General features: G+C 70.6%; 23 protein-coding genes. 10 read left to right on the forward strand and 13 right to left on the reverse strand.

Features of this window, described 5'->3' with window-relative positions; genetic code table 11:
- Positions 1-9 precede the first annotated feature (9 nt).
- The 3 genes from IE231_RS03520 to IE231_RS03530 are packed head-to-tail and all read right to left on the reverse strand — an operon-like array spanning position 10 to position 3030.
- Positions 10-1194: an acyl-CoA dehydrogenase family protein gene (locus IE231_RS03520; protein WP_189692559.1), complete on the reverse strand. Its 1185-nt coding sequence runs from the start codon at positions 1192-1194 to the stop codon at positions 10-12.
- Positions 1194-2045, reverse strand: a complete 852-nt coding sequence (locus IE231_RS03525) for an amidohydrolase family protein (protein WP_189692666.1) — start codon at positions 2043-2045, stop codon at positions 1194-1196. Before IE231_RS03525 ends, IE231_RS03520 begins: the two co-directional genes overlap by 1 nt.
- A 52-nt stretch (positions 2046-2097) precedes the next feature.
- The gene (locus IE231_RS03530; RefSeq protein WP_189692560.1) at positions 2098-3030 is read right to left on the reverse strand and encodes an SDR family NAD(P)-dependent oxidoreductase; all 933 of its coding nucleotides are present in this window, start codon (positions 3028-3030) and stop codon (positions 2098-2100) included.
- Positions 3031-3151: 121 nt separating this feature from the next.
- Between IE231_RS03530 and IE231_RS03535 the strand changes: the two genes are divergently transcribed.
- On the forward strand, positions 3152-3613 hold the full coding sequence (locus IE231_RS03535; protein ID WP_189692561.1) for a MarR family winged helix-turn-helix transcriptional regulator: 462 nt from the start codon (positions 3152-3154) through the stop codon (positions 3611-3613).
- Between the two features lie 4 nt (positions 3614-3617).
- On the opposite strand, the gene IE231_RS03540 is transcribed toward IE231_RS03535, so the two are convergent.
- The gene (locus IE231_RS03540; RefSeq protein WP_189692562.1) at positions 3618-4607 is read right to left on the reverse strand and encodes an Lrp/AsnC family transcriptional regulator; all 990 of its coding nucleotides are present in this window, start codon (positions 4605-4607) and stop codon (positions 3618-3620) included.
- A gap of 93 nt (positions 4608-4700) precedes the next feature.
- Here IE231_RS03540 and IE231_RS03545 point away from each other — a divergent pair, with 93 nt between their 5' ends.
- From IE231_RS03545 to IE231_RS03555, 3 genes are read left to right on the forward strand one after another with little or no spacing between them, the layout of a single operon-like run.
- Positions 4701-6425: an alpha-amylase family protein gene (locus IE231_RS03545; protein ID WP_189692563.1), complete on the forward strand. Its 1725-nt coding sequence runs from the start codon at positions 4701-4703 to the stop codon at positions 6423-6425.
- Between the two features lie 14 nt (positions 6426-6439).
- Entirely contained in the window at positions 6440-6796 is a 357-nt protein-coding gene (locus tag IE231_RS03550; protein WP_189692564.1) for a non-heme iron oxygenase ferredoxin subunit, read from the forward strand.
- 1 nt (position 6797) lies between these two features.
- Positions 6798-8072: an NAD(P)/FAD-dependent oxidoreductase gene (locus tag IE231_RS03555; RefSeq protein ID WP_229866469.1), complete on the forward strand. Its 1275-nt coding sequence runs from the start codon at positions 6798-6800 to the stop codon at positions 8070-8072.
- Between the two features lie 14 nt (positions 8073-8086).
- On the opposite strand, the gene IE231_RS03560 is transcribed toward IE231_RS03555, so the two are convergent.
- From IE231_RS03560 to IE231_RS03575, 4 genes are all read right to left on the reverse strand, one after another.
- Complete coding sequence (locus IE231_RS03560; RefSeq protein ID WP_189692565.1) at positions 8087-8515, reverse strand: DUF3151 domain-containing protein; 429 nt, start codon at positions 8513-8515, stop codon at positions 8087-8089.
- On the reverse strand, positions 8512-9534 hold the full coding sequence (gene fbaA / locus IE231_RS03565; protein WP_189692566.1) for a class II fructose-bisphosphate aldolase: 1023 nt from the start codon (positions 9532-9534) through the stop codon (positions 8512-8514). The genes IE231_RS03560 and fbaA overlap by 4 nt, the downstream gene beginning before the upstream one ends.
- Positions 9535-9598: 64 nt before the next feature.
- A complete protein-coding gene (locus IE231_RS03570; RefSeq protein ID WP_189692567.1) occupies positions 9599-9994 on the reverse strand; it encodes a PfkB family carbohydrate kinase in 396 nt (131 codons plus the stop codon).
- A gap of 113 nt (positions 9995-10107) precedes the next feature.
- On the reverse strand, positions 10108-12099 hold the full coding sequence (locus IE231_RS03575; protein WP_189692568.1) for a S53 family peptidase: 1992 nt from the start codon (positions 12097-12099) through the stop codon (positions 10108-10110).
- A gap of 283 nt (positions 12100-12382) precedes the next feature.
- Here IE231_RS03575 and IE231_RS03580 point away from each other — a divergent pair, with 283 nt between their 5' ends.
- The gene (locus IE231_RS03580; protein ID WP_189692569.1) at positions 12383-13570 is read left to right on the forward strand and encodes a TerC family protein; all 1188 of its coding nucleotides are present in this window, start codon (positions 12383-12385) and stop codon (positions 13568-13570) included.
- A gap of 62 nt (positions 13571-13632) precedes the next feature.
- On the opposite strand, the gene IE231_RS03585 is transcribed toward IE231_RS03580, so the two are convergent.
- Entirely contained in the window at positions 13633-14292 is a 660-nt protein-coding gene (locus tag IE231_RS03585; protein ID WP_189692570.1) for a GntR family transcriptional regulator, read from the reverse strand.
- Positions 14293-14385: 93 nt separating this feature from the next.
- On the opposite strand from IE231_RS03585, the gene IE231_RS03590 reads away from it, so the two are divergent.
- The 5 genes from IE231_RS03590 to IE231_RS03610 are packed head-to-tail and all read left to right on the forward strand — an operon-like array spanning position 14386 to position 18956.
- Entirely contained in the window at positions 14386-15702 is a 1317-nt protein-coding gene (locus tag IE231_RS03590; protein WP_189692571.1) for an MFS transporter, read from the forward strand.
- Between the two features lie 37 nt (positions 15703-15739).
- Entirely contained in the window at positions 15740-16966 is a 1227-nt protein-coding gene (locus tag IE231_RS03595; RefSeq protein WP_189692572.1) for an alpha-hydroxy acid oxidase, read from the forward strand.
- A 9-nt stretch (positions 16967-16975) separates the two neighbouring features.
- On the forward strand, positions 16976-18307 hold the full coding sequence (locus IE231_RS03600) for an alpha-hydroxy-acid oxidizing protein (protein ID WP_189692573.1): 1332 nt from the start codon (positions 16976-16978) through the stop codon (positions 18305-18307).
- Entirely contained in the window at positions 18298-18585 is a 288-nt protein-coding gene (locus IE231_RS03605) for a DUF1905 domain-containing protein (protein ID WP_189692574.1), read from the forward strand. The genes IE231_RS03600 and IE231_RS03605 overlap by 10 nt, the downstream gene beginning before the upstream one ends.
- Before the next feature lie 8 nt (positions 18586-18593).
- Positions 18594-18956: a hypothetical protein gene (locus IE231_RS03610; RefSeq protein ID WP_189692575.1), complete on the forward strand. Its 363-nt coding sequence runs from the start codon at positions 18594-18596 to the stop codon at positions 18954-18956.
- 63 nt (positions 18957-19019) lie between these two features.
- Here the strand turns inward: IE231_RS03610 and IE231_RS03615 are convergent, their stop codons facing one another.
- From IE231_RS03615 to IE231_RS03630, 4 genes are all read right to left on the reverse strand, one after another.
- Entirely contained in the window at positions 19020-19601 is a 582-nt protein-coding gene (locus IE231_RS03615; protein WP_229866485.1) for a TrmH family RNA methyltransferase, read from the reverse strand.
- Between the two features lie 93 nt (positions 19602-19694).
- A complete protein-coding gene (gene mltG, locus IE231_RS03620; RefSeq protein WP_189692577.1) occupies positions 19695-20903 on the reverse strand; it encodes an endolytic transglycosylase MltG in 1209 nt (402 codons plus the stop codon).
- Between the two features lie 88 nt (positions 20904-20991).
- A complete protein-coding gene (locus IE231_RS03625) occupies positions 20992-22128 on the reverse strand; it encodes a sulfate/molybdate ABC transporter ATP-binding protein (RefSeq protein WP_374189403.1) in 1137 nt (378 codons plus the stop codon).
- A complete protein-coding gene (locus tag IE231_RS03630; protein WP_306341555.1) occupies positions 22121-22867 on the reverse strand; it encodes an ABC transporter permease in 747 nt (248 codons plus the stop codon). Before IE231_RS03630 ends, IE231_RS03625 begins: the two co-directional genes overlap by 8 nt.
- Positions 22868-22927: the final 60 nt, after the last annotated feature.

Here is a 22927-nt window from a genome sequence, read left to right on the forward strand (position 1 = left end):
CTGGGGTCTCTACTTGGTGAAGGCGCCGTGGCCCGTGAGGGCCCGGCCGATGATGAGGGCGTTGATCTCGTGGGTGCCCTCGTAGGAGTAGACGGCCTCGGCGTCGGCGTGGAACCGGGCCACATCGGTGTCGAGGGTGATGCCGTTGCCGCCCACCACCTCGCGGGCGAGCGCGACCGTCTCGCGCATGAGCAGGGAGGTCTGCATCTTGGCCAGGGCCGAGTCCTGGTCCCGGTAGATGCCCTTCTCCTGCTGCTCGGTGAGCCGGACCACGAGCGACAGGCTGGCGGTGAGGTTGCCGAGCATGCGCGCGAGCTTCTCCTGGACGAGCTGGAACGAGCCGAGCTGCCGCCCGAACTGCTCGCGCTCCCTGACGTAGCGCAGGGCGGCCTCGAAGGCGCCCGCCTGGATGCCCGTGGCGATCCAGGCGACGTCGGAGCGCATGGCGCGCAGCATCGCGGCAACGTCCTTGAACGAGTTCACGTTGTGGAGGCGGTCCGCCTCGGTGACCCGCACGCCGTCGAGCGTGATGTGCGCGTTCTGCATCATCCGCAGGGCGGTCTTGCGGTGGATCTTCTCCAGCGTGACGCCGGGGGCCTCGCGGGGGACGAGGAACCCCTTGACCTGGCCGTCCTCGACGTCGCGGGCGAACACCGCCAGGACGTCCGCGGTGAACGCACCGCCGATCCAGCGCTTCTCGCCGTCGAGGACCCACGTGTCCGTGCCCGGCTCACGCCGGGCCGTCGTGGCGAGGCCGCCCGCGATGTCGGAGCCGTGCTCCGGCTCCGTGAGGGAGAAGACGCCCCTGAGGGAGAAGTCGATGACCTTGGGCATCCACTCCTTCTTCTGCTCCTCCGAGGCGCCGACCCGGATCGCGGTCCGGAACAGGCCCGCCTGGGCGGTGTAGAAGGTGGCGAGGGACGCGTCCGTGCGGGCAAGCTCGAAGATGCGGAAGCCCTGGTAGATCCCGCGGGCAGGCCCCTCCTGCGTCAGCTCGGCGGGCTCCATGATGTCGAGGTCGATGAGCGGCTGGGCGATCTCGTAGGGGAACTCGCCGCGCTCCCAGTAGTCGCCCACGAGCGGCTTCGCGGTGGTCTCGAGGAACTCGCGGAGCCGGCCGAGCACGAGGCGCTCGTCGTGGGTGAGGAGGGACTCGGCGTCGTACCAGTCCGCGATGCCGTACAGGCGGTCCATCAGAGTCCACCCCCCTGGCCGCCGAGGCCCAGCAGCTTCACGGCGTTGCCCTTGAGGATCTTGGACCGGACCTCGTCCTTGAGCGGGAGGTCCGCAAAGGCGCCGAGCCACTTGGCGGGGGTGATGAGCGGGAAGTCCGTCCCGAACAGCACCTTGTCCTGCAGCACCGAGTTCGAGGCCTTCACGAGGGACTCCGGGAAGTACTTCGGCGACCAGCCGGAGAGATCGATGTACACGTTGGACTTGTGGGTGGCGATCGAGTTTGCCTCGTCCTGCCACGGCACCGACGGGTGGGCCATGATGATGGTCAGCTCCGGGAAGTCGGCGGCGACGTCGTCGAGCAGGAGCGGGTTCGAATAGCGAAGCTTGATGCCGCGGCCGCCGGGCATCCCCGCGCCCATGCCGTTCTGCCCGGTGTGGAAGACGGCCGGGAGCCCAAGCTCCCCGAGCGCCTCCCACAAGGGGTAGAACTCCTCGCTGGAGGGGTCGAAGCCCTGCAGCGAGGGGTGGAACTTGAATCCGCGGGCGCCGAGCTCGAGGGCCTGGTGCTTGGCGCGGGCGATGGCCTCCTCGCCCGTGCGCGGGTCCACCGAGCCAAAGGGGATGAGGACGTCGTTGTGCTCCGCGGCGCCTGCGATGAGGTCCTCGATGGAGTTGGGCTCGTGCTTGAGGGCCGTGCGGGCGTCGACGGTGAACACGACGGCGGCCATGTTCAGGTCGCGGTAGGTCTCCGCGATCTTCTCGAGCGTCGGGTGGCGGTCCTCGGCCTTGAAGTATGCCGAGGAGGCCTCGTTGAGGTCGTCCGGGAGGGAGCAGTGCCCGTGGCCGTCGATCTCGATGTGCACGTGCATGTCGATCGCGTCGACCGCGTCGACGTCGATGCCGAGCTCGTAGCGGGCCACGTCAGGCACCCGCCTTCTCGGGCTGGAGCTCCTCGGGCAGCGGGAGGAACTCCTCGCCCACGCTCTGCAGGTGGGCGCCGATGAGCTCGGCGCCCTGCTCCTGGAGCGCCTCATAGGTCCAGCCGCCTTCGCGGTAGTCGGTCGTGGCCGGCTCGGGGTGGGTCCAGACCTGGAGGCGGTCGCCGCCGGCGCCGATCGCCTGGCCCGTGATGCCTGATGCCTCGTCCGAGGCGAGGTACGCCACGAGGCCCGCGACGTCGTCGGCCGTGCCGAAGCCCAGATCGTGGCGGAAGAAGGCGGGCATCGCCTCGCCGCGCTCGTCCGCCTCGACGGCCTTGGCGAAGTACGGGACCGTCTTGGTCATGGCCGTCGCGGCCACGGGGATGACGGCGTTGACCGTGACACCGGCCTTCTTCATCTCGAGCGCCCACGTGCGGACCATGCCGACGATCCCGGCCTTCGCGGCCGCGTAGTTGGTCTGGCCGAAGTTGCCGCGCTGGCCGGTGGGGGAGCCGATCGTGATGATCCGGCCGGCGATCCCGTTCTCCTTGAAGTACGCGTACGCCTCGCGGACGCACGTGAAGGTGCCCTTGAGGTGGACGTTGATGACGAGGTCGAAGTCATCGTCCGTCATCTTCAGCAGGCTCTTGTCCCGCAGGATTCCGGCGTTGGTGACGAGGATGTCGAGGCGCCCGAACGCCTCCACCGCCCCCTGGACGAGGGCCTTCGCCGCCTCCGTCGAGCCGACGGGCACGACGACGGCGCTCGCCTTGCCGCCGTCGGCCTCGATCTGCGCCACGGCGGCGGCCGCCGTCTCCTCGTTGACGTCGTTGACCACGACGGCGGCACCCTGACGCGCGAGTTCCCGGGCGTAGGCCAGCCCGAGGCCCTGTCCGCTGCCGGTGACGATTGCTACCTTGCCTGCCAGGCTCATGCCGTGCTCCTTGAGACTCTCGCTGCGGCCTCGTCCGTGAGACCCTTGTCACAGTCCATGAAAACGTGGATCATTGAAAATGTCAACGATTGTTTTTGACCACGTTTGAAGGAGTGTGCGCGTGAGCGTTCAGGATGAGACGGAGACCGCCGTGCCGCGGCTGGCGGCGGCCCCGATCGCGGACGACATCGGCCTGCTCCTCGCGAAGCTGCACGCGGTCGGCTCACCCCTGAACAACCGCACGCTCGCCGAGTTCGGCCTCCGGGAGCGCTCGTACTCCGTCCTGAGGCTCGCCTGCAGCGGCATGGAGCCGACCCAGCGGGAGCTTGCCGACTTCCTCAGCCTCGATCCCAGCCAGATCGTGGCGCTCGTGGACGAGCTCGAGACCCGCGGGCTCGTGGAACGCGAGCAGGGCCGCACCGACCGCAGGCAGAAGATCGTGCTCGCGACCCGCGACGGCGAGCGCCTGCACACCAGGGCCGAGGCCGCGGTCAAGGTGAGCGAGGCCAGCCTGCTCTCCTCCCTCACCGCTGAGGAGGCGCGGACCCTCCGGCGGCTCCTGCGGAAGGCGCTCTGGGGCTGAGCGGTCAGTTCTCGTCCACCGGAGGCAGCACGCCGCCTGCGTAGACCGTGCTGCTGCGCTTGAAGATCTCCGCGTAGAGCGAGAAGCGGACGCTCGCCACGCCGTCAATGGCACTGAGGGTCGCGACCAGCTCTCCGAGCTCTGGCAGCCCTGCCACCGCGGACTGCACGAGGACACCCTCGCACCGCGCCGCGGACCAGCGCGTGGTGGACAGCGCCGCGACCGCGGCCCCCACGGCGTCGCGGCTCTCGGGGGCGCAGGCGAGGTCCAGGAGGGCCTCCACGGGGTAGCCGAGGGTCGCGGGATCGAGGACAGCGCGGATGAACAGGGCACCTGAACTGATCAGGGCATCGAGACGCCGCGCCACTGTGGCCTTCGAGGCCCCCACGCCCGCGGACAGTTCCTCGAGGGTCGCCCGCCCGCGGCCGCGCAGGACCTCCACGAGTGCGCTGTTCGACTCGTCCAGCACCGCCCTGTCAGGGCGCCGGCGCTGGCTGGCGAGCGCCGCGTCCTCGTCGACGCCGAGCGCCTGGTACTGGGCAGAGTCGAGGACGTCCGGGCGCCACCCGGACACGGTCCGGTAGTAGCGCAGCAGCGGCTCGAGGGCCAAGCCGTCCACGCCCTCTACCGCCGCGAGGTCCCGGTAGAGGAGCGTCCCGATCTTCTCCACCGGGACGAAGACCTCCGCGACGCATTCGCTCGCACCGGCGAGGGCGCTGGCCCACAGCACGTCCTCGCGCTTCGCGAGCCACTCGGCCACGCCGCGCACCGCCGCGGGGCTCGCGGAGACACGGAGCAGGAACGCATCGGCCTCCCCCACCACGGACGGATTCGCGAGGGCATGAATGCGCACCTCGCCGCTTGCGAGCAGCCGGTTCCCGCGCCGGGCAACGGTTCGCTCCTGCTGCCCGAGCACCTCCGCGATCTGCCGCCACGAGGCACGTCCGTTGCGGATGAGGGCGGCGGTGATCTGCCTGTCGAGGTCGTCGAGCATGGTCACCATCCTTCCACCCGGCGGTCGGCGAGGACCCACGACGACGGTCCCACACCCTGGTTTCCACGCCGCCGGGCGGGGGAACTCACTGCCATGCGGATCACGGACACGTCCGATCTATGGTGGAAGACCGGGATCGTCTACTGCCTGGATGTCGAGACCTTCTATGACTCGAACGGTGACGGCTGCGGGGATCTCGCGGGCCTGGCTGAGCGCGTCGACTACCTCCGGGAGCTGGGGGTCACGTGCGTGTGGCTCATGCCCTTCTACCCGACCCCCCACCGGGACGACGGATACGACATCACGGACTTCTTCGGCGTCGACAGCCGCCTCGGGCACCACGGGGACCTGGTGGAGTTCCTCCGCATGGCCCAGGACCGCGGCCTGCGCGTGGTGATCGACCTCGTGGTCAACCACACCTCGGACCAGCATCCGTGGTTCAAGGCCGCCCGGTCCTCAAAGGACAGCCCCTTCAGGGACTTCTATGTGTGGCGTTCGGACCCTCCGCCGGACACCTCGAAGGAGGTGGCGTTCCCGGGCCAGGAATCCTCGATCTGGGCCTTCGACGAGGCCAGCGGCGAGTGGTACCTGCACCGCTTCTACAAGGAGCAGCCGGATCTGAACGTTGCGAATCCGAAAGTGCGGGACGAGATCGCGAAGGCGATCGGCTTCTGGCTGCACCTGGGGATCAGCGGGTTCCGCGTCGATGCGGTGCCGTACTTCCTCAGCCTCGAAGGCGTGCCGAAGGACGAGCTCAAGGGAATCCACAGCGGGCACGACTACTTGAAGGCGCTGCGCAGGTTCACGGGCCGCCGCGAGGGGGATGCGGTGCTGCTGGGCGAGGTGAACCTGCCGTACAAGGAACAGCTCGACTACTTCGGGGGCTCGGCCGGCGACGAGCTGACCATGATGTTCGACTTCGAGCTCATGCAGAACGTCTACCTCGCCATGGCCCGGCAAGACGCGCGCCCCATCATCCGGGCACTACGATCCCGGCCCTCGCTCCCACCCGACTGCCAGTGGGCCACCTTCCTGCGGAACCACGATGAGCTGACGCTGGACAAGCTCAGCGAGGATGAGCGCGGAGAGGTCTTCGCGGCCTTCGGCCCCGAACCCGAGATGCAGATCTATGGCCGCGGGCTCAAGCGGCGGATCCCGCCCATGCTCGGCGGGGACCAGCGCCGCATCCGCCTCATCTACTCGCTCCTGTTCACCTTGCCGGGCACGCCTATCCTGTTCTACGGGGAGGAGATCGGCATGGGCGAGGACCTCTCAGCTGAAGGCAGGATGGCCGTCCGCACGCCCATGCAGTGGACGTCCGGGCCCAACGCGGGGTTCTCGACCGCCCCACCCGGGAGGCTCGTGAGCCGGATCCCTGAGGGCGAGTTCGGGCCGGAGAAGGTCAACGTGGCGGACGCGCGGCGTGACGCGGATTCGCTCCTCAACTTCGTCCGCTTCCTCGCCCAGCGCTATCGCGAGTGCCCCGAGCTCGGGTGGGGCGAGTGCGAGATCATCGACACGCCGGTCCACTCGGTCCTGGCCTATCGGCACACGTGGGAGGACGCGAGCATGGTCGCAGTGCACAACCTCTCATCTGAGGACGCCACTGTCACGCTCTCCCTCGGTTCGCCGCCGTCTGGCCCGGCCGGAGCAGCCGACGGCTGGCACGGTGCTCTCATGCTCGACCTCCTGTCGTCCGATACGTCTCCCGACGGGGGTCTGCGCATTTCCGACGACGGCCAGGCAGAGATCCGTGTGGAGGGCTACGGGCACGCGTGGCTGCGCGTCCAGCTCCCCGGGCAGCGACGGCTGCTCTAGCTAGAGTGGATCCCATGAGCGAAGGAATCGTGGTCGGCAGCACGGACGAGATCGACGAGGGCAGCGCCAAGGTCGTGGAACCGGAGGAGTCCGGCTTCAGCGAGGCCATCGCGGTGTTCCACGCCGAGACGGGCTGCTTCTTCGCGCTCAATGACATGTGCACCCACGAGGAGGCCTCCCTCGCGGAGGGGTGGATCGAGGGCGAGCAGGTCGAGTGCCCCCTGCATTCGTCGAGCTTCAGCCTCCGCACGGGGAAGGTCCTGTGCCTGCCCGCGACCGTGGACACCCGCACCCACAAGGTCGAGGTCCGGGACGGGCAGATCGTGCTGTACCCGGGGACGGACGCCGATCCCGACGCCTGCGCCCAGTAGCGTGGCCGTCTCGAGTGCCCCGCAGATCACGGGCGCGGGGATCGTCGTCGTCGGCGGTGGCGTGGCCGGATTCAGTGCCGTCCAGGAGCTCCGCAGCCGCGGCTACGAGGGCCCGCTGAGCGTGGTCTCCCCCGAGGGCCTCCCCTACGACCGTCCTCCCCTGAGCAAGGGATACCTGCTCGGGACCGAGGACGCGGAGAAGATCCAGCTCGCGCCCGCCTCGTGGTACCCGGAGCACGACGTCGCCGTGGTCGCCTCGCGCGCCGCGGCCCTCGAGCTGGACGGCGCCCGGCCTGCGCTGACGCTCGACGACGGAACTCGCCTCGCCGCGGACAGGCTCCTCCTCGCGACCGGCGGACTCCCCAGGCCGCTGGCCGTCCCCGGCGGGGAGACGGCACTCACCCTGCGCTCCCGCGCCGACTCCGACGCTCTGCGGGCCTTGCTCGAACCGGGGACGCGGCTCACCATCGTGGGCGCCGGGCTCATCGGCGCCGAGGTCGCCTCGGCGGCCGCCTCGCTCGGCGCCGAGGTCACCCTCGTCGATCCTGTGGAGACTCCGCTCGCGCCGGCTGTCGGCGAGGACCTCGCCCGCCGGCTGCATTCCATGCACGCCGAGCGCGGTATCCGGACGGTGGTCGGGCTGCCGGAGCGGATCTCGGACGCGCCGCAGCACGCGCCCGACGCCGCCCGCTACCTCGTGCACCTCGCAGACGGTTCCGCGGTGCCCGCAGACGTCGTGCTGGCGGCCATCGGCATCGCCCCGGACACCGCCCTGGCGGAGGCGGCCGGGCTCGAGGTCGAGGACGGCGTCCTGGTCGGGCCCGACGGGGCGACCTCTCACCCGGCCGTGTTCGCGGCCGGCGACGCTGTGCGCGTGCGGCAACCGGGCGGCGTCGTGGGCGTGCCCCTGCGCCGAGCGGAGCACTGGGAGGCCGCCGTTCGCTCGGGTCAGGCCGCCGCCGCCGGAATGCTGGGCGAGGCGCCGCCGGAGTTCGGGGCGCCGTGGTTCTGGTCGGACCGACACGGGGTGCACGTCGAGGCGGCCGGCACGATGGACCCGCGCCGGGCGCCCGGGGCCAGGACAGTGCTGCGCGTGGCGGACGGCGTTGCGGCGGCGGCGTTCCTCCTGGCCGAGGACGGGCACCTGCTCGGATGCGCGGCGGTCGACCAGCCGCTCGTGGTCCGGGCGGCGAGGCGCATCATCGACCGGGGAATCATCCCCGACCCGCAGCGCCTCGCCGACCCGTCGGTGGATCCGCGCAAGCTCACCCGCTAGGACAGCCGGGAGCCCTACGAGCCGAGGGCCTCGATGCTGGCCTTCGCGGTGGGGTCGGAGCCCTGGAGGAACTCGTTGATCCGCTCGGGCTCGCCGGCCTCGCCGATCGCGGCGGCCGCACGGCCGAGCGCGTAGAGGGCGCGGAGGAAGCCGCGGTTCGGCTCGTGCTCCCACGGGACGGGGCCGGCGCCGCGCCAGCCGCTCTTGCGCAGCGCGTCGAGCCCGCGATGGTAGCCGACCCGGGCGTAGGCGTAGGACTCGACCGTGCGGCCCTGCGCCCACGCCTCGTCGGCGAGGATCGCCCAGAGCAGCGAGGACTGCGGGTAGTCGGCCACGAGTTCCTCGGCCGACTCGCCGAGGGCGAGGCCGCGGTAGACCTCGTCCTCGGCGGGGAGCAGCGTGGGCTCGGGCCCGAGCAGGTTGGTGCGGAGCGGGTCGCTCACTTGATGGACTTGCCTGCGGAGCCAAGCTGCTGGGCACCCTCGACCACGCGGGCGGCCATGTTCGCCTCGGCGAGGGCGCCCCACACGCGCGGGTCGTAGGTCTTCTTGTTGCCCACCTCGCCGTCGACCTTGAGCACGCCGTCGTAGTTGGTGAACATGTGCCCGGCCACGGGACGCGTGAACGCGTACTGGGTGTCCGTGTCGATGTTCATCTTGATCACGCCGTAGGAGACGGCGTCGGCGATCTCCTGCTCGCTCGAGCCGGAGCCGCCGTGGAAGACCAGATCGAACGGGTTGTCCTTGCCGATCCTGGCGCCGACCTCGGCCTGGATGTCCTTGAGGATCTCCGGGCGCAGCTTGACCCCACCCGGCTTGTAGACGCCGTGTACGTTGCCGAACGTCAGGGCCGTGATGTACCGGCCGTTCTCCCCGGAGCCGAGGGCGTTGATCGTCGCGAGCGCGTCGTCCACGGTCGTGTAGAGCTTCTCGTTGATGGCGTTCTCGACGCCGTCCTCCTCGCCGCCCACCGTGCCGATCTCGACCTCGAGGATCATCTTGGCCGCCGCAGTGCGGGGCAGGAGCTCCTTGGCGATGCGCAGGTTCTCCTCGAGGGTCTCGGCGGAGCCGTCCCACATGTGCGAGTTGAACAGCGGGTCGCGGCCGGCCTGGACCTCGGCCTCGGACGCGGCCAGCAGCGGCAGGACGAAGCCGTCCAGCTTGTCCTTCGGGCAGTGGTCCGTGTGGAGCGCGATGTTGACGTCATAGCCCTTGGCCACCTCGCGGGCGAACGCGGCGAAGCCGAGCGAACCGACCACCATGTCCTTCACCGAGGCTCCTGACCAGTACGCCGCCCCGCCCGTGGAGACCTGGACGATGCCGTCGGAGCCGGCCTCGGCGAAGCCGCGGATCGCGGCGTTCAGCGTCTGCGACGAGGTCACGTTCACCGCAGGGAACGCGTAGCCGCCCTTCTTGGCGGAGTCGATCATCTCTGCGTACTTCTCAGGGGTGGCGATAGGCATGGACTGCTCCTCGACATGGCTCGACGGTGGTCACGCGGTCGCGTGGTGGGGGCCACTGCCCATCCTAGCGAGCGCCGCCGCGGCGCGGCCCTGCGGGGGACCGTAGATGACGAGGAAGCATCGCGCCCTGCGCGCCGAGCGTCACGATCACCCGCTTGAATCCGAGTGCGGCGAAAGCGGCTCCAAGCCGCAGCCAGTCGCGCTCCGCCGTGCTCGGCTCGGCCTCGCCGATGAGCTGGCCGACCATCTGGCGGGCCTCGTGCGCATTGACGAGGAGCGCGTCCACGCACTCGGCCAGCTCAGCCGGAACTGCGGCGTACGGAGAAGGGTCCAGGATCACGGTGGCCTGCGCTGCGCGTCCAGCCCTCGCCGCCGCGAGCACCGTTGCCTGAGGCACTTCGAAGCAGAGGCAGACAGCCGCGGCGCGGTCAGACACCCCGTCGAGTGGGCTCCCCGCCACGGCAATCTCATGCGCCGACAGCGCTGCGGCGCCGGAGAGCGCCCCGGCACAGGCGAGGCGCACGACGCCGGTCCCACCCGCCGTCGTGCGCCTCGCCTTGGTGGCGGCGCGGATCAGTGCTGTGCCGCGACCTGCTGCGCGAACTTCTCGGTCATGCTCCCGACTCCGGTGGTGTCGTCGTAGCCCCTCGTTGCCGTGAGCGACGTGTCGAGTCCGAGCGTGGCCATCCACGTCAGTCCGGTGGACGGGTAGGCGCGGACCAGGTTGATCGGCGTTGCCGGGGCGGTGACGTCGCGCATGGCGGCACCGGACGCGGCCGCCGCCTGGTAGATGGCCGGGTTGGCGAAGCCGACGCGCGTGCCGGTGGCCGCCTGGGCGCTCGCCATCAGGCCGGCCGTGAGCGGGCAGGACAGAGACGTTCCACCGATCCGCTCCTCCGAGTATGCGCCGGTGTTGAGCGAGTGGTCGTTGGTGATCGGACTGAAGCCGATCCTGAATCCCGTCCATACGTCTGCGAGCGCGGAGACGTCCGGCGAGACGCGCTTCCCCTGCGCGAGAGTCCCCGGGACGAGGTTTGCCTGGTAAGCGGGCTGGTCGAAGACGGCGCTCGTGCCGCCGCCCGCACCGTACTGGAAGACGCCTGGCAGCGGCCCACCATAGGCAAGGGAGCCGTCAGACTGCGCAACGATCTTCTGGCGGGTGGTCCCCCACGGGGTCTCCCAGAGGTAGTGGTTGGACTTGTCCAGCGCGAGGCTCGTGCCGCCCACGGACGTGACGTACGGGGAGCTTGCCGGGAAGTCGGGCGAGGTGTACTTGAGTGCCGCCTTCTCGTCACCGCTGTCGCCGCTTGAGAAGTACAGCCCGATGCCCTCGGCCGCGGCCTGGAGATGCAGACGCACCTCGCCGTTGCGCTGGTCGGGGGACACGGCCTCGCCAACGTTTCCGTAGCTGTTGCTCACGATGGTGGCCAGCTGGCCGTCGAGGACCTTGGACATCGCTATGTCGAGGCCTCCGCCGCAGTTCCACCCACCGGCATACAGGATCGATGCGCCCGGCGCGGTCGAGTGGACGGCCTCGACGTCGAGGGCTTCCTCGCCCTGCCATCCGCTTGGTTGGCCGCAGAGCGGCTGGTCGTAGTAGACGCTCGGGAGGACCTCGCGGTAATTCCCCGAGGTCAGGGCCGGGAGCCCGTGCAGGGAGGAGTACTGGTTGCCATCGGCGAGCATGCTGGGCGCGGCGTACGCATCGATGATCGCGACCGTCTGGCCGGCACCGGCGGTGGCGTTCATCGCGACGCCGTCACCGAGCCCGTACGCCGCCTGGATCTGGCCCGGCGTGTAGCCGCACAGGACGGTCGGGGCGGTCGTCGCGCCGGTCTGCGTCGCCGGGACGGTGACCTCGTGCTCGTCCCAGTAGTGCGAGCAGGGCGTAGCGACCGGAACCGGGGCGACCTTGCCGTTCGGCGAGGCATCAGCGCCGTCCGCAACGTTGTCCGGCCTGGTGAGCAGGCGGCCCTGGTCGATGCTGACGGCGGACACCACGCTGGCAAGTTCGGCCGGAACGGTGGGTGCCCTGTCCGGCCCGATGAGGTCCGTGCCCTGGAAGGCGTACGTCTGCTCGGTCACCGCGAACGCTGCGTTGACCTGGGCTACCGTGCCGCGGAACACGACGTACATGCCGCTGGCCGGCACCCCCGTGACCACCATGCCCTGGGCCTTGAGCCAGGAAACCACCTTGTCCGTGTCCGCTGGGGCGGGCGCAAACTGGTCCTTCCACTGGATGGAGCTCAGGTACTGGCCATACTGGGCGTCGCCGGGCGTCGAGACGGCGGTGGCGAACGACTTGGCCCCGGCCTCATCCCGCAAGGACAGGTAGATCTCGCCCTCGACCGTGGTGTTGCTCAGCGGGATTCCTGTCTTGGCCCGCGAGCCTGCCCACGGCGGGACCGAGCCGGGGAACGACTTGGAGCTCGAGGGCGGGGGATTCGGAGGCGCTGCGGTTGCACTCGATGCTCCGACAGCAGCAAGTCCGAGGGCGCATCCCACGGCCGCGGTGGCGGCCAGGGCGCGCAGGGAAAGCCAATGAGAACCGTGATGGGGTGCCATGCCTCTTCTCCCGTTCCAGCCGTGCACGACGGTGCGCGCGGTTGCGAGTGAGACTAGTTCTGAAACAGACCTTGCAGGAAGTGCAGCGAAGCTGGGAGTTCGCCATGAATTTTGCGACTCATCCCCCTCCCGGTACGCTGGTCCGTACGCAGGGGAGTATCCCAAGCGTTGCACACGTCAGCACGTCGGGCGCCGGAGCCCGGCCGGGTGCAGCGGCCATCCAGATGGTTCAGGGTGGTGGAGAGACTTGTGGCGATAACGCCTACCTGCGAAAGGGACCTCAATGTCCGTCTCCCCCCTCGTCTGGGGCATCACCATCGTGGTGATCCTGGCCCTCTTGGCCTTCGACTACTTCTTCCACATCCGCAAGGCGCACGTGCCGTCGCTCAAGGAAGCGGCCGTGTGGTCCTCCATTTACGTGGGCGCGGCAATCCTGTTCGGCATCATCCTGCTCGTCTTCGGCGGACCGTCCATGGGAAGCGAGTACTTCGCTGGCTTCATCACCGAGAAGGCGCTCTCGGTGGACAACCTGTTCGTGTTCCTCGTGATCATGGCGAGCTTCCGCGTTCCGCGCGAGGACCAGCAGAAGGTCCTGCTGTTCGGCATCGTGTTCGCGCTGATCGCGCGCTCCGCGTTCATCTTCGCCGGCGTTGCCCTGATCAACGCCTTCTCGTGGGTCTTCTACATCTTCGGCATCATCCTGCTGATCACGGCCGGCAACCTGCTCAAGAGCGAGGATTCGGGCGAGGACGAGGCGGACAACTTCGTCATCCGGCTGGCGCGCAAGTTCTTCCACACGTCCGAGCACTATGACGGCGACAAGCTCTTCACCCATGAGAACGGCAAGCGCGTCCTGACGCCGATGCTGCTCGTGATGGTCGCGATCGGCGGCACCGACCTGCTGTTCGCCCTCGACTCCATCCCGGCGATCTTCGGCCTGACCCAGAACCCGTACGTCGTGTTCACGGCCACCGCGTTCTCGCTCATGGGCCTGCGCCAGCTGTACTTCCTCCTCGACGGGCTCCTGGACCGCCTCATCTACCTCTCCTATGGCCTGGCGGCGATCCTCGCGTTCATCGGGGTCAAGCTCGTCCTGCACGCGCTGCACGAGAACACCCTGCCGTTCATCAACGGCGGCCAGCACGTGGAGGTCTTCGAGATCACCACCGGCCTCTCGCTCACGGTGATCGTCAGCGTCCTGCTCGTCACGATCGTCGCCTCGCTCTACAGCAAGGCCGGCAAGGCGCACGCCGCCGTCAACAATGCCCGGCGCCACGCCGAGAGCTACCTCGACCTCGAGTACACCGCGGACCCCGCGGAGCGCGAGCGCGTGTACCGGGAGCTCCTCGACGAGGAGCAGGACATCCTCGAGATGGACAGGAAGTACCGGGACAGGGTCAAGGACATCGAGGCCATCCGCGCCAAGGTCGCCGAGGCCCACTCCCGGCACGCGGAGTTCACCGCGCGCTGACCCCAGCCGACGCACGACGCCGGCTCGGTCGCCTGAGGTGACCGGGCCGACGTCGTGCGCGATCAGGACCAGAGGCCGCTGGGCCGCTCGAACTGCCGCGCCATCGCCGAACGGATACTCCGGAGGTGCGCGCGCATCGCCTCGGCGGCCGCGGCGCCATCGCCCGCGGCAACAGCCGCATAGACCGCCTCGTGCTCGGCCAGCTCCTCGTCGGCCGCGAGATGGCCGTGGAGCCCCGGGAGCACGTGGTAGGCGCGGGACGTCTCGTCGAAGCACCGGGCCAGCACCTCCGACAGGCGGCGGTTCCGGGCGCCGGCAGCGAGCGCGCGGTGGAAGTCGGCGGCGTACTCCATGCTCATCAGGGGCTCGGCGGCCGCGTGCTCGCGCTGGCGGTCGAGGAGGTCACGGAGGGTGCGGACCAGCGCCGGGTCCGCAAAGGCGGCTGCGCTCGAGCACGAGTGGGGCTCGAGCAGCATCCGCAGGTCGAGCACCTCGGCGACGTCCTGAGAGCTCATGGTCGCGACCAGATAGCCCTTCTTGGGCAGCACCGCCAGCAGGCCCTCAGTGGTGAGAAGCCGCAGGGCCTCGCGCACGGGCGTCTTGGACACGCCGAACTGCTCGGCGAGCTTGGGCTCGACCACGAGGGAGCCCGGGGCGAGCTCCCCCTCGAGGATCATGCGGCGCAGGTCGGTGGCGAGCCTGGCGGTCATGGACTCGGCCATGCCCCTCCTCCCGTCGAGAACTTGTGAAGTATATCACCCAGTGATAGAAATATATTTCAAGCATCCCTCGCTACCCTGCCCTCTGGAGGACCCATGACCAGCAACACCGCCGTTGCCTCCGGTCGCCCGACCCTCACCCCCGGCGCCCGGCGCGCCCTGTTCGCCGCGACGGTCGGCACGCTCATCGAGTGGTACGACTACGCGCTGTACGGCGCTGCGGCAGGACTCGTGATCGGGCCCCTCTTCTTCGCCGGCACGAGCACAGGCGCCTCCCTCGCGGCCTTCGCGACATTCGCTGTCGGATTCATCGCGCGGCCCTTGGGCGGACTCGTGATCGGGCACATCGGTGACAGGCGCGGACGCCGCCCCGCCATGATCCTCACCATCGTCCTCATGGGTGCGGCCACCGTGGCGATCGGGCTGCTTCCCACCACCGCCGCGATCGGCGCGGCAGCGCCCCTCCTTCTCGTGGTCTTCCGCGTCCTCCAGGGATTCGGCGCCGGGGCCGAGCTTGCCGGCGCCATGACCCTCGTGGCGGAGTTCGCTCCCGCCAAGCGGCGCGGGTACTTCACCTCAATCGTCCTCGCCACCCCTCCCGCCGGGATCGCGCTCGCCACCGTCGCCTTCCTCTGGGCGTCCTCGGCGGGCGACGCCGCGCTGCTGGGCTGGGCGTGGCGCGTCCCGTTCATCGCCTCGGCCGTGCTGTTCTTCGTGGCGCTGTTCATCCGCGCCAGGCTCGAGGAGACGCCCGAGTACCGGATCGCGACCGAGCACGCGGATGCCGCGCGGAAGCGCCGGCTCCCCCTCGGGGAACTGCTGCGCAGGAGCCCCGCGGAGGTCGCGATCGGGTTCTTCTCGATCACCGGCCACAATGCGCTGAACTACATCATGGCCGTGTTCGCCTTGGGCTTCATGGCCTCTCCGGCCATCGGCATGAGCCGGACCGACGCCCTGCTCGCGGTGACCGTGGGCTCCCTCGCGGGGATCGTCGGCACGCCGTTCGGCGGGTGGGCGGCGGACCGCTTCGGCGCAGGCCGGGTCCTGGCCATCGGCTCCGCGGCGGGGGCCCTGTTCGCCTACCCGCTCTTTGCCGCGCTGTCGAGCCGTTCCATGGCCCTCGCGACCCTCGCGATCGCGATCGGGTACGGCATCGTGATCGCGATGACGAGCGGCGCCCAAGGGGCATTCCTGACCAACCTCTTCCCGCCGGCCCACCGGTTCTCCGGCGTGGGCCTCGCCCGGGAGCTCAACGGCGCGATCGTCGCGGGCCTCAGCCCCCTCATCGCCGCCGCACTCATCGAGGCGGCGCACGGGGGGACGTGGCTCGCCGCCCTGTTCCTGCTGCTGTGCTGCGCTTCGTCGATGATCGCAGTCCTGCTCGCGCGCGGCCGCGGCACCACCGCTGCCTGATCCCCTCCCCCTGCTCCCACCACCCCTGGAGGCCCCCATGAAGCGCCGTTTCCCGAGCGTGAGCGAACTGCGCCCGCTCATGCAGTTCGAGCTGCCCACCCTCGACCGCCGCGCCGCGCGGCTCGCCCGCGCGGCGGACGTCTGGGACCTGCGGGCCATCGCGAAACGGCGCACGCCGAGGCCCGCCTTCGACTATGTGGACGGCGCTGCCCAGCGCGAGCTCACGGTGCGCCGGACGCGGGAGGCGTTCGACGCCGTCGAACTCCTCCCCCGCATCCTGCACGGGACCGAGAAGGTGGATCTCTCCACGATGATCGCGGGCGGGAGCTCGTCGCTGCCGTTCGGGATCGCGCCGACCGGGTTCACCCGCTTCATGCACGCCGAGGGCGAGGACGGCGGTGCGGCCGCGGCGGCGGCTGCAGGCATCCCGTTCTCGCTGTCCACGATGGGCACCCGCTCGATCGAGCAGGTCGCCGTGGTCTCGGGTGGGGTTGCCGACGGCGCGCGCCGCTGGTTCCAGCTGTACCTGTGGAAGGACCGGCAGAAGTCGCTCGACCTGCTCGAGCGTGCGGCGGCAAGCGGCTACGACACCCTTCTCGTCACCGTGGACACGCCCGTGGCGGGGCAGCGGCTGCGCGATGTCCGCAACGGCATGGTGATCCCGCCCAAGCTCACACTCAAGACCGTGCTCGACGCGTCCTACCGGCCCGAGTGGTGGTTCAACTTCCTCACCACCGACCCCCTCACCTTCGCGTCGCTGACGAACACGAGCCAGGACCTCCCCACGCTCATCAACTCGATGTTCGACCCGACCCTCTCGATCGCGGACCTCGAGTGGATCCGGTCGGTGTGGGGCGGGAAGCTGTTCGTCAAGGGCATCCTCACCGCCGAGGACACCCGCCGTGCCCTCGACGCCGGTGCGGACGGCCTCATTGTGTCCAATCACGGCGGCCGGCAGCTGGACCGCGCACCCGTCTCCCTCCAGGCTCTGCCCGAGGTCCGCGCCGAGGCCGGGGACGAGGTCGAGATCATCCTCGACTCGGGCATCATGTCCGGAGCAGACGTCGTCGCCGCCCTCTGCTCGGGCGCCGACTTCACGCTCATCGGCCGCGCCTACCTGTACGGGCTCATGGCCGGCGGACGCGAGGGCGTGGCCCGGGTCATCGAGCTGCTCGCCAAGGAGATCGAGGTGACCATGCAGCTCATCGGCGCCGCGACTGTCGCGGATCTAGGGCCGCACCTGCTGAGGTCGCGCCAGGCCTAGACTCGCCCTGTGAGCGAGTCCTCCGGCCGCAGCGTGCAATCGCGGATCTACCGCAATGGCGTGTTCGGGCACCGTCCCGCGGTGCCCACGAATCCCACCGAGCTCGAGCGCCGCGCCCTCGCCTCGATGTCCCGCGAGGCCCGAGGCTACGTGGCCACCGGGGCAGGGATGGGCTCGACGATGGTCGCGAACCGCACCTCATTCCAGAGGTGGCGGCTCGTTCCCCGGCTCGGCCGGGACGTCTCCCGGCGGGACTCGTCCATCGAGCTGTTCGGCCGCCGCCACCCCTCCCCCTTCCTCGCGGCCCCGGTCGGCGTCCTCGAGCTCGCGCACCCGGCCGGGGACCTCGCCGTCGCCCGCGCCGCACGCGCGACCGGCGTGCCGATGATCATCTCGTCCCAGGCCTCGCACCCGATGGAGGCCATCGCGTCGGAGCTCGGCGACGCCGAGCGTTGGTTCCAGCTGTACTGGAGCAGCGAGGATGCGGTAGTCGAGTCGTTCGTGCGGCGCGCCGAACGCATAGGATGCGGCGCCGTCGTCGTCACCCTCGACACGATGGTGCTCTCGTGGCGCACGCTCGACCTCGACAACGCGTACCTGCCGTTCGCGCGCGGCATGGGGATCGCGCAGTACACGTCCGACCCCGCGTTCCGCGAACTCGTCGAGGCCCGGCTCGCCGCGGGCGGCGGTTCCGCCGCGGGCGGCGGTTCCGCCGCGGGCGCCGGTTCCGCTGCGGGGTCTGGGGAGCGCACGACGCCGCGCCCCACCCCCGCGGCGGTACGTTCGCTCGTGCGGCTGGCACGGGAGCACCCCGGCGGGTTCCGGGAGAACCTCGCCTCCCCCGTGCCGCGGGCGAGCGTCGAGACGTTCCTCGACGTGTTCTCGCGGACCACGCTGACCTGGTCTGACCTCGCGTGGCTGCGCGAGCGGACCCGGCTGCCGATCCTGGTCAAGGGCCTCCAGCACGCTGACGACGCGCGGGCGGCCCTCGAGCACGGCGCCGACGGGATCATCGTCTCCAACCACGGCGGGCGGCAGCTGGACGGTGCGGTCGGGTCGCTGGACGCGCTGCCAGGGATCGTCGAGGCCGTCGGCGGGCGGGTGCCCGTGCTGTTCGACTCCGGCGTGCGGTGCGCGGCGGACGCGTTCAAGGCGCTCGCTCTCGGTGCCGACGCCGTCTGCATCGGGCGGCCATACATGTACGGGCTCGCGCTCGCCGGCGAGGACGGCGTTCGCGAGGTGTTCGAGGCTTTCCGCGCCGAGTTCGACCTCACGATGGCCGTGGCCGGAGTGACGCGGGTGGACGAGATCGGGCGGGAGGCGGTCGTTCCATGGAGCTGATCTTCGATGGTGACGTCATCGAGTGGCGCGGCCCCGCGCCGTTCGTGTTCGTCCGAGTGCCCCCGGAAGAGTCCTCCGAGATCCAAGCCGTCTCGAGGGAGCTCACGTACGGCTGGGGCTGCATCCCAGTGTCCGTACGCCTCGGCGGCTCGGAGTGGACCACCGCGCTCATGCCCAAGGATGGCGCGTACCTCGTCCCGCTGCGCAAAGCCTTCCGCGAGGCCGAGCGAGTGGACGTGGGCGACGTCGTGCCTGTCGCCCTGACGCTCGGTGGTTGAATGGCCGCGTGGAACTCTGGCAGAAGCTTCAGATCAGGCCCGGGATGACGGTCGCGGTCATCAACGCGCCGTCGGACGCCCCCGCCGTGGCGGGCCCGTTCGAGGTGACGGACGACGCCGGTGCTGCCGCCGCCGTCGTCCTCTACGTCGCCGACCGCGACGAGCTCGCCGCGCGGGGAGCCGCCGCGGTGAGGGCCGCGCACGAGGACCGCCTCGCGTGGGTCGCCTACCCGAAGGCGAAGAAGCTTGGCACCGACCTCAACCGCGACATCCTCGCGCGGGACATGATCGCGCTCGGCGCCGATCCCGTGCGTCAGGTCTCGATCGACGAGACGTGGTCCGCGCTGCGGTTCCGGCCCGCGTTCCGCTGAGGCGGGGCGTCCCAGCGGTGGACCGCGACGGTGCCGGTGGCCCCATCGGGTGGGCTCTGCCGCTCACCCGACCCGCTGCCCGAACTCCCACCTGCGCACCCACGCGTGCATCGCAATGGCCGCAGCGGATGCGGCGTTGATGGACCGCGTGGACCCGAACTGCTCGATCGAGAGCGTCGCCTCCGCGGCGGTATGCACCTCGGGGGTCAGGCCCGGCCCCTCCTGCCCGAACACGAGCACGCACCGCCGCGGCAGCTCATAGGTCTCGAGCGGGACCGAGTCGGGGAAGATGTCGACGCCGAGGATCGGCAGATCCTCGCTACGCGCCCACTCGACGAACTCCTCGACGCTCGCGTGGTGCCTGACGTGCTGGTAGCGGTCGGTGACCATCGCCCCGCGACGGTTCCAGCGCCGTCGTCCGATGATGTGCACCTCCCGGGCCAGGAAGGCGTTCGCGGTGCGCACCACCGTGCCGATGTTGAGGTCGTGCTGCCAGTTCTCGATCGCCACGTGGAAGTCGTGGCGCCGGGTGTCCAGCTCCGCGACGATCGCCTCGTGCGTCCAGTACCGGTACTTGTCCAGCACGTTGCGCCGGTCCCCGTGCGCGAGCAGCTCGGGGTCCCAGTGGTCTCCCTCGGGCCACATGCCCTTCCAGGGGCCCACGCCCACGGTGTGCTCGCGCTCTTCACTCACCGCACCAGCGTAGTCGCCAGCCATCGGCGGGCGGCCGGGCGCGGCTCAGGAGCACTTGCCCGGGTTGGCGCTGCACCACTGCTCGTACTGGGCCACATTGGCCTGGTGCTCGGCGTAGGTCTTCGCGAACTTCGTCTCGCCGGTGTCGAGGTTGACGGTGACCCAGTACAGGTAGTCGTTGGCCGTGGGGTGCGCGGCCGCGGCGACCGCCTGCGGGCCGGGCGAGCCGATGGGGCCGGGCGGGAGGCCGGGGTGCACGTAGGTGTTGTACGGGTTGTTCGCGTCCTGCTTCTGGGAGTCAGTCAGCTGGACCGTCCTGGTGCCGAGGCCGTAGGTGACGGTGGCGTCCGACTGGAGCAGGCCGCCGGTCTGGTCGTTCGGCTTGAGCCGGTTCTCGATGGCCCCCGCGACGTTCCCGTAGTCGGCGCGGCCGCCTTCCGCCTGGACGATGCTCGCCACGGTGAGCACGCGGTACTGCTGGGCCGGGTCGGTGATGCCGTCCTGCTTGAGCTGGTCCACGGTGGTTGCCACGAGCTTGGCCAGGATGTCCTTGGCCGGCGTTCCCAGAGGGAACTTGTGCTCGCCGGGGGCGAGATAGCCCTCGAGCGTCTTGGCCTGGGCGGGAAGCCCGAAGTCGCCCGGCTTGCTGTTGAGGGCGTCGAGGTCACGGCGGTCCGTGGACGACGCCTTCGCGATGGCGTCCAGCGATTCACTGACCCGCATGCCGGCGCTGAGCGCGAAGTAGATGACCTTGTCGTTGGAAGCGCTCACGAGGACCTGCGCTGCGTCGGACGCCTTCATCTCCTTCTTGAAGGTGAAGTCGCCGGGCGTGACTGTTCCGCCCGCTTGGGCGAGGGCGCGGATGAAGGTATCGGCATCGGCAACGACGCCGTCCTTCTGGAGTTCCTGGGCCAGCGATACGGCCGCAGTCCCCTTCTGCACGCTGACGTGCACCTCCCCCGTGCCCGGGCCCGGGTAGTCGGTGACGCGGTCCATCTTCAGCGCGGACCGCAGCACGAGCGCGACCAGCACCGATGCGGCCACCGCGAGGACGACGACGACGCCGAGGGCGACTCCCGCTGTGCGCAGCGGGCGATGGCGCCCGAGGAGGCGGCGTCGGGCGGAGGCGGGAGGCTTCTGCACAGTGCTCGCGCCGGACAGGATGCCGTCGAGGCCCTCCTCCACGGGAGTCCCAGCGGCAGCTGGCCTGTCATGCGGCCCGACGATCACCCTGTCAACGCTCCTGTGGTTCATGTACCGCGGCACACATGACCGCGGTCCGGCCACACGTAACGAGAGCACTACCCCGATTCTGCCCGCGTGAAACCGGACGTGGCTGGCGTCACGCCGTGTAGACGCTTACCGCGGCGGCCTTGGCCACGAGCACGACGGCGCGCCCGGGCACGAGATCGAGCTCGGCGGCGGCCGCCGGGGTGAGGTCCGCGACGAGGAGGTGGCCGCTGGCGTCGCAGTGGAGGCGCACTTGGGCGCCCCTCGGCTCGAGCTCGCGCACGACGGCGCGCCACGCGTTCCGCGGGGAGCCGTGCGGGACGTCGGCGGCGGGGAACACGGACAGGTCGGCGGGCCGGAACACGGCGATGCCGTCCTCCCCAGCAGCCGGGACCGCGACAGGGGGAACCCGGTCCGCTCGGACCTCGTCCACGGGAACCGCACCGGCCTCGGGAAGTGTCCCCGAGACCTCGCCGAGGCCGTCGACGGCGAGGCGCCCCGGCGCCGTCGTGCGTCCGCGCAGGAAGTTGAGCCCGGCCAACCCGGCTGCGAAGCGGCTGCGCGGCCGCTCGAGCAGCTGCACCGTGGGGCCAGCCTCGGCGACCCGGCCGCCCTCGAGGACCACGACGCGGTCGGCGAGCAGGTGCGCATCGAGGGGCTCGTGCGTGACGACCATGGCCGTCCGGCCTTCGAGGACGCGCCGCAGCAGGCGGCGGAGTGCCGGGGCCGCGGCGACGTCGAGCGCGGCGAACGGCTCGTCCAGCAGCAGAACCTGCGGCTCGGCCGCGAGCGCCCGGGCGATCGCCACACGCTGCGCCTGGCCGCCCGAGAGCTGGGCGGGGCGGCGTCCGGCGAGCTCGTCGGCGCCGACCTCGGCCAGCCACCGCTCCGCCGCGGTTCGCGCTGCCGCCCGGGAGGCACCCGCCGCTCGGGGCGCGAAGGCCACATTCTCGAGGACGGACAGGTGCGGGAACAGGAGCGGCTCCTGCGCGAGCAGCGCGACGCCTCGCCGGTGGGGCGGGACCCATGTGCCACGCGAGTCCGCGAGGACGCGCGCCCCGAGCGTGACCCTTCCGGAGTCTGGCCGCAGGAGGCCGGCGCACAGCCCGAACAGCGTGGACTTGCCAGCGCCGTTGGGTCCCATGACGGCGACCGTCTCGCCCTCCGCAACCTCGAGGGCGAGGCGGACGCGGCGGGCGGCCACGCCGGCGTCCAGCGCCAGGGCCGCCCCGCGGGTTCCGTCAGGCACCGGACCCACCGATGACGCGCCGCCCGTAGGCGAGCCCGACGACGGCCGCCGCGACAGCGACGAGGACCAGCGCCAGGGCCACGGCGGCGTCGGGGTCGGTCTCCCGCTGGAGGTACACCTCGAGGGGAAGGGTGCGCGTGACGCCCTGGAGGCTGCCGGCAAAGGTAAGCGTCGCGCCGAACTCGCCGAGCGAGCGGGCGAACGAGAGCACGAGGCCCGACGCGAGGCCGGGCAGCACGAGTGGAAGGGTCACCCGGCGGAACGCGTGGCTCGGGGACGCCCCCAGAGTCGCGGCGACGGCTTCGTAGCGTCCGCCTCCCGTGCGCAGCGCTCCCTCGAGCGAGACCACGAGGAACGGCAGTGACACGAAGGCCTGCGCCAGGACCACGGCGGTGGTGGTGAACGCGATCTGGATCCCGGCGAGGTCCAGCCAGCGCCCCACAAGCCCGAGCCGTCCGAACGTGTACAGCAGCGCGAGGCCGCCCACCACCGGCGGCAGTACGAGCGGCAGCAGCACGAGCGCGCGCAGCCAGCGGAGGCCGGGGACGTTCCCGCGGGCGAGGGCCATTGCCATGGGGACGCCGAGGAGGAGCACGACGGCGGTGCTCGCCGCCGCGGTCATCAGGCTCAGCCGGAGGGCGGCGAGGGACGAGGGGGAGGTGATCAGCGCGGGGAAGTGCGCCCAGTCGACCCTGACGAGGATGCCGACCAGAGGGACCGCGACGAACAGGCCCCCCACCCCCGCAGGCGCCCAGATCCAGGCGGGAAGGCCGGTGAACCCTCGGGATCTGACCTTCAG

The sequence above is a fragment of the Sinomonas cellulolyticus genome, assembly GCF_014656475.1.
GTDB classification, from domain to species: Bacteria; Actinomycetota; Actinomycetes; order Actinomycetales; family Micrococcaceae; genus Sinomonas; species Sinomonas cellulolyticus.

Coding starts and splice junctions, on each gene's coding strand:
- IE231_RS03540 (WP_189692562.1), bottom strand. CDS start 4,607: ATGCTCGACGACCTCGACAGGCAGATCACCGCCGCCCTCATCCGCAAC.
- IE231_RS03520 (WP_189692559.1), bottom strand. CDS start 1,194: ATGGACCGCCTGTACGGCATCGCGGACTGGTACGACGCCGAGTCCCTC.
- mltG (WP_189692577.1), bottom strand. CDS start 20,903: ATGAACCACAGGAGCGTTGACAGGGTGATCGTCGGGCCGCATGACAGG.
- IE231_RS03550 (WP_189692564.1), top strand. CDS start 6,440: ATGAGCGAAGGAATCGTGGTCGGCAGCACGGACGAGATCGACGAGGGC.
- IE231_RS03545 (WP_189692563.1), top strand. CDS start 4,701: ATGCGGATCACGGACACGTCCGATCTATGGTGGAAGACCGGGATCGTC.
- IE231_RS03530 (WP_189692560.1), bottom strand. CDS start 3,030: ATGAGCCTGGCAGGCAAGGTAGCAATCGTCACCGGCAGCGGACAGGGC.
- IE231_RS03595 (WP_189692572.1), top strand. CDS start 15,740: ATGAAGCGCCGTTTCCCGAGCGTGAGCGAACTGCGCCCGCTCATGCAG.
- fbaA (WP_189692566.1), bottom strand. CDS start 9,534: ATGCCTATCGCCACCCCTGAGAAGTACGCAGAGATGATCGACTCCGCC.
- IE231_RS03605 (WP_189692574.1), top strand. CDS start 18,298: ATGGAGCTGATCTTCGATGGTGACGTCATCGAGTGGCGCGGCCCCGCG.
- IE231_RS03585 (WP_189692570.1), bottom strand. CDS start 14,292: ATGGCCGAGTCCATGACCGCCAGGCTCGCCACCGACCTGCGCCGCATG.
- IE231_RS03615 (WP_229866485.1), bottom strand. CDS start 19,601: ATGTGGCCCGAGGGAGACCACTGGGACCCCGAGCTGCTCGCGCACGGG.
- IE231_RS03590 (WP_189692571.1), top strand. CDS start 14,386: ATGACCAGCAACACCGCCGTTGCCTCCGGTCGCCCGACCCTCACCCCC.
- IE231_RS03575 (WP_189692568.1), bottom strand. CDS start 12,099: ATGGCACCCCATCACGGTTCTCATTGGCTTTCCCTGCGCGCCCTGGCC.
- IE231_RS03580 (WP_189692569.1), top strand. CDS start 12,383: ATGTCCGTCTCCCCCCTCGTCTGGGGCATCACCATCGTGGTGATCCTG.
- IE231_RS03525 (WP_189692666.1), bottom strand. CDS start 2,045: ATGCACGTGCACATCGAGATCGACGGCCACGGGCACTGCTCCCTCCCG.